At 69.8% G+C, this 5,348-nt stretch carries 7 protein-coding genes; 5 read left to right on the plus strand and 2 right to left on the minus strand.

Going from position 1 to position 5,348, the window contains the following annotated elements; all coding sequences use genetic code 11:
• Window positions 1-148: 148 nt before the first annotated feature.
• Complete coding sequence (locus tag ACFQ4O_RS14725) at window positions 149-934, plus strand: succinate dehydrogenase iron-sulfur subunit (protein ID WP_378776635.1); 786 nt, start codon at window positions 149-151, stop codon at window positions 932-934.
• 367 nt (window positions 935-1,301) lie between these two features.
• Window positions 1,302-1,475 (plus strand): hypothetical protein, encoded by a 174-nt coding sequence (locus ACFQ4O_RS14730; RefSeq protein ID WP_378776637.1) that lies wholly within the window; start codon window positions 1,302-1,304, stop codon window positions 1,473-1,475.
• Window positions 1,476-1,481: 6 nt separating this feature from the next.
• Here the strand turns inward: ACFQ4O_RS14730 and ACFQ4O_RS14735 are convergent, their stop codons facing one another.
• The gene (locus ACFQ4O_RS14735) at window positions 1,482-1,862 is read right to left on the minus strand and encodes an MAPEG family protein (RefSeq protein ID WP_378776639.1); all 381 of its coding nucleotides are present in this window, start codon (window positions 1,860-1,862) and stop codon (window positions 1,482-1,484) included.
• Between the two features lie 149 nt (window positions 1,863-2,011).
• Window positions 2,012-2,287 (minus strand): hypothetical protein, encoded by a 276-nt coding sequence (locus tag ACFQ4O_RS14740; protein WP_378776641.1) that lies wholly within the window; start codon window positions 2,285-2,287, stop codon window positions 2,012-2,014.
• A 201-nt stretch (window positions 2,288-2,488) separates the two neighbouring features.
• On the opposite strand from ACFQ4O_RS14740, the gene zapE reads away from it, so the two are divergent.
• From zapE to ACFQ4O_RS14755, 3 genes are all read left to right on the plus strand, one after another.
• Entirely contained in the window at window positions 2,489-3,655 is a 1,167-nt protein-coding gene (gene zapE, locus ACFQ4O_RS14745) for a cell division protein ZapE (RefSeq protein ID WP_378776643.1), read from the plus strand.
• Window positions 3,656-3,814: 159 nt separating this feature from the next.
• Window positions 3,815-4,780, plus strand: coding sequence for a malate dehydrogenase (gene mdh, locus ACFQ4O_RS14750; protein ID WP_378776645.1), 966 nt, complete (start codon window positions 3,815-3,817; stop codon window positions 4,778-4,780).
• A gap of 76 nt (window positions 4,781-4,856) precedes the next feature.
• A complete protein-coding gene (locus ACFQ4O_RS14755; RefSeq protein ID WP_378776647.1) occupies window positions 4,857-5,309 on the plus strand; it encodes a hypothetical protein in 453 nt (150 codons plus the stop codon).
• Window positions 5,310-5,348: the final 39 nt, after the last annotated feature.

The raw sequence follows: 5,348 nt of genomic DNA on the forward strand, positions 1-5,348 counted from the left end.
CTGCGGCGCAGCCTGCTCGCGGCCGCCCCGGCCGCGGGCCACGACGGCGCGCCGCGATGACGGGCGGCCGCGTCTTTTCAAACGATCGGACGGCGCGCCCGGCGCGTTCCGTCTCCCAAGCTTTGTCTGCCGGCGGAGAACAGCCACAATGGTCGAGCTGAGCCTTCCCAAGAACTCCCGCGTCACCGAAGGCCGCACTTGGCCGAAGCCCTCGGGCGCCAAGACGCTCACCGAGTTCCGGGTCTACCGCTGGAACGGCGACGACGGGCTGAATCCGCACATCGACACCTATTACGTCGATCGCGACGACTGCGGGCCGATGGTTCTGGACGGGCTGATCTACATCAAGTCCAAGATCGACTCGACGCTGACCTTCCGCCGCTCCTGCCGCGAGGGCATCTGCGGCTCCTGCGCCATGAACATCGACGGCACCAACACGCTGGCCTGCACCAAAGGCATGGACGAATGCGCGTCCGGCGGGACGGTGAAGATCTACCCGCTGCCGCACATGCCGGTGGTGAAGGATCTGGTGCCGGACCTGACCCGGTTCTACGCCCAGCACGCCTCGGTGGAGCCGTGGCTGAAGACCGACACCCGCGCCCCCGGCACGGAGTGGCGCCAGAGCCGTGAGGACCGCGAGAAGCTCGACGGGCTCTACGAGTGCATCCTCTGCGCCTGCTGCTCCACCTCCTGCCCGAGCTACTGGTGGAACGGCGATCGCTATCTTGGCCCCGCCGCGCTGCTTCAGGCCTATCGCTGGCTGATCGACAGCCGCGACGAGCGCACCGGCGAGCGGCTGGACGGACTGGAAGACCCGTTCAAGCTCTACCGCTGCCACACCATCATGAACTGCGCCAAGGCCTGCCCGAAGGGCCTCAACCCCGCCAAGGCCATCGCCGCCATCAAGGGCATGATGGTCGAACGCCAGTTCTGACGGTTAGGGGACGCGCGTTCGAATGAGCGCGCGTTCACACCCAAACCGGGTGGAGCGCTCGGGCGACGCCCCTCGCGGGCGCGTTCATACGAGCGCGCGTTCACACCCAAACGCCGTCATGCCCGCGCCTTCGCGCGGGTATCCACGACTTTACGCGGGGTGGATGTGTGAGCGTCCGAAGTCGTGGATGCCCGAGACGAGCTCGGGCATGACGTGTTTTGGGTGACGCGCGCGAGCGGATTCTGTTCCAATCCTGAGAATCGCCGGTCTGTAATCTGCCGAACATTTGTGCGTGCCTGCCGCTCGACGGCCAAGGCGCTCCGGCCCACGTGACTGTCGTGCGGGACGTCACGACAGGGAGGCCGATGTGAACGACACCGTGGAACAGACGCGCGCCTGGAGCGTCGAGAACGTGCAGGATCTGCAGACCCTCGCGCGCGAGAAGGTGCCGGCGAGCGTCATCGCGCTCCGGCTGCGCCGCTCGCAGCAGGACGTGCGCGCCAAGGCGACCGAACTCGGACTGTCGCTTACCGTCGAGTGAGGCGCATTAGGCCCAGACCGGCAGCGTGAACAGCGCGACGGCGGCGAGGAAGCCCAGCGACCACACCGCCGAGCGCAGCGTCGGCAGGTTGGCGAGATAGCAGGCCACATAGGCGACGCGCAGCGCAATGAAGGCCGCGGACAGGGCGTCCGCGGTCGCGCTCGCGTGGCCGAGCGTCTGCACGGTCAGGGCGGCGGCGGCGAACAGCGGAAAAATCTCGAACCCGTTCTGCTGCGCGGCTATCGCCCGCCCGCGCCATCCGGTGGTCGAGGTCGCCCAGCCGCGCGGATCGCCGTTGTCGAAGCCCGGCGAGGTCCATTTGGCGAGCGCGACGGTGGCGATCGGCAGGACGGCGGCGATCAGAACGCACCACAGCGACAGCGTCACGGTTTTCGATCCTTCATTGCGCGGGGCCGCGCGTCAGCCCGTCGACGCGGTCAAACCGGAGCGCCAGCTACCCGAAAACCTCGGCCGCGTCGTCCCGGCCGATCATACGCCATTCTCCACGTCCGGCGTGCGCGTCCGGACCCGGCCCGTCATTCCCGCCAGTACTCCTTTATGTTTCCGCGGCGCCCGGCGGAGAAGTCGTACATGGACTGCTGCACCTGCTCCTGCGACTGGTAGATCGGGCCGTTGGGCTCGTCGTCCCGCCGCCGGGGCGCCCGGCGCTCGCGGGCGTCGCAGCACGGGCGCTCCGCCCAGCGCAGGTCGCCGCGGTGGCGGCCGTCGCGGTCGCGGGGATCGGCCTGCGCCGGGGCCACGGCCGCGCACAGGCCAAGACCGACGGCTGCGATCGCGAGATAGCGGGTCATGGCGTGGGATCTCCGTTTCGGACCGTTCCTCAACGCCGTCAGGCGCGCGCCCGTTCCTGCGCAGGACGCGGACCTCCCACGCCGTTCGTCGTCATGACGCGGCGGGGCAGGCTCTGCTAAGGGCAGCGTCGTCCTGCGGTCGCGGCGCGCCTCGCGGCTGGGGGGCGACCTTGGACGGAGGGCAGCGGCGCGGCCGCGATCATGGGCGAGACCACTCTTCAGCGCTACGAGGCGACGGTGCGCTCCGGCGCCCTCGACCGCGACCCCGCCCAGGCCCAGGTCATCGAGCGGCTGAACCTGCTCGATCTCGCGCTCCGGGACCGCAGCCGCAGCAAGTCCGGCGCGCTGAGCTGGCTGTTCGCCCGCAAGAGCAAGCCGGTGAAGGGGCTTTACGTCTGGGGCGAGGTCGGCCGGGGCAAGACGCGGCTGATGGACATGTTCTTCGAGGCGGCCACGCCGTCGAAAAAGCGCCGCGCCCATTTCCACGACTTCATGATCGACGTGCACGCCCGCCTGCACGAGGCGCGGCAGGCGGCGAAGGTGGGCAAGGCGCCGCCGGGCGACCTGATCCCCGGCGTGGCGGACCAGATCGCGGCGGAGGCGTCGCTGCTGTGCTTCGACGAGATGCACGTCACCGACATCGCCGACGCCATGATCCTGAGCCGGCTGTTCCAGCGCCTGTTCGAGGCGGGCGTAACCGTGGTCGCCACCTCCAACGTGCCGCCGATCGATCTCTACAAGGACGGCCTGAACCGGGCGCTGTTCCTGCCCTTCATCGATCTGGTGCGCCAGCGCATGGATGTGGTGAAGCTGGAGTCCCGCACCGATTTTCGGCGGGAGAAGCTCGGCGACAACGGGCTGTGGCGCGCGCCGGCGGACGCGGCTGCGGAGGCCGCGCTCGACGCCGCCTTCCTGTCGCTCGCCGGCGGGCCGGGCGCGCCGGCCACGCTCGACGTGCAGGGCCGCCACATCCCGCTGCCACGGGCCGCGAACGGCGTGGCGCGCGCGAGCTTCGACGATCTCTGCGGCAAGCCCCTTGGCGCCGGCGACTTCATCGCGCTGGCCCGGCGCTATCACACTCTCGTGCTCGACCGGGTGCCGCGGCTCGACGACCAGCGGCGCAACGAGGCGCGGCGCTTCATGACGCTGGTGGACGAGCTTTACGAGCACGGCGTGAAGCTGGTCGCCTCCGCCGACGCCGAGCCGGACGGGCTGTGGACCGGCGGCGACGGCTATGAGGCCTTCGGCTTCGCCCGCACCGCGTCCCGGCTTGCGGAGATGGGCTCGCAGGACTGGCTTTCGCGACCGCACGGCCGGCGGCCCGACAGCACGGCCACGGGCGACGCCACGGGGCTGGTGGAGACCTGATCCGCTAAGGAATCTGGTATACGCTGCGGCGCCGCAAAAGAAGGCGCCGGCTCTCTTGAACCGGCCCGGCAATCGGGCTAGTCGAAAAGCCCGGCCGACGGCGGCAATTCGCCACGCTTGGCCCAACAGGCGAAACGCCTCGCGAGGGAGCTTCAGGACATGGCGCGCAGCAAGATCGCACTCGTCGGCTCGGGCCAGATCGGCGGAACGCTCGCCCATCTGGTCGGCCTGAAAGAGCTCGGCGACGTGGTGCTGTTCGACATCGTGGACGGCGTGCCCCAGGGCAAGGCGCTCGACATCGCCGAAAGCTCGCCGGTCAGCGGCTTCGACAGCGCGCTCTCGGGCGTCTCCTCCTACGAGGGCATCGCCGGCGCCGACGTGGTGATCGTGACCGCCGGCGTGCCGCGCAAGCCCGGCATGAGCCGCGACGACCTGATCGGCACCAATCTCAAGGTCATGGAGCAGGTGGGCGCGGGCATCGCCAAATACGCCCCCGACGCTTTCGTGATCTGCATCACCAACCCGCTCGACGCCATGGTGTGGGCGCTGCGCGAGGCCTCGGGCCTGAAGCCGGAGAAGGTGGTCGGCATGGCCGGCGTGCTGGACTCGGCCCGCTTCCGCTACTTCCTCGCCGACGAGTTCAAGGTCTCGGTGGAGGACGTCACCGCCTTCGTGCTGGGCGGCCACGGCGACAGCATGGTGCCGCTGACCCGCTACTCCACGGTCGCCGGCGTGCCGCTGACCGATCTCGTCAAGCTCGGCTGGACCACGCAGGAGCGTCTGGACCAGATCGTGCAGCGCACCCGCGACGGCGGCGCCGAGATCGTCGGCCTGCTCAAGACCGGCTCCGCCTTCTACGCGCCGGCGGCCTCCGCCATCGCCATGGCCGAGAGCTACCTCAAGGACAAGAAGCGCGTGCTGCCCAGCGCCGCCTACCTCTCCGGCCAGTACGGCCTGAACGACATCTACGTGGGCGTGCCGGTGGTCATCGGCGCCGGCGGCGTTGAGCGCGTCGTCGAGATCGAGCTCAACCCGGACGAACGCGAAGCCTTCGACAAATCGGTCGGCGCCGTGAAGGGGCTGATCGAGGTGTGCAAGGGCATCGCCCCGAACCTCGGCAAGTAAGGCGGGAGGCGGAGGATGCGCGCGGGGGCTCTGATGATCACGGAGCTCTCGCGATCGTCCGCCGCGCAGGGCGACGATGGACGATCTGCCGGACGTCGGCGATCTTCTCTCCGGTCCGCTGCCGGATCTCGAGGATCCGCGCGCAAAGCGGCGCGGCGTCCTGCGGCGGGCGGTCGACGGGCTGACGGCGGTCGCAGGCTCGGCGCTTGCGCTGCTCGCGGCCTTCGGCGTCGCGACCTCCGGCCTGTTCTCAGCGCCGCTTGCGGCGATGCCGGCGCTCGCCTTCGACCAGCTGGTCTGGCCGGTCTTCGGTGCCGTTTTCCTGTTCGTCGCCTATTTCATCCTGGCCGTGCTGGCGGACGGGGCGCACGCCCTGTGGCGCTGGCTGTTCGGGCGCAGGACGCCCGCGGAGGCCGCGGAGCGCCGCCGTCTCCGGCGCTCCAGGCTCGCCGAGCTGCGCGCCCGTCGCGCGGCTGCGGCCAACGACACAAAACCGTCTGCGCGAGGAAAGCCCGATGAACATACATGAGTATCAGGCGAAGGCGCTTTTGCGTCGTTTTGGGGCGCC

Source organism: Methylopila musalis (assembly GCF_042679725.1).
Lineage (GTDB): Bacteria > Pseudomonadota > Alphaproteobacteria > Rhizobiales > Methylopilaceae > Methylopila > Methylopila musalis.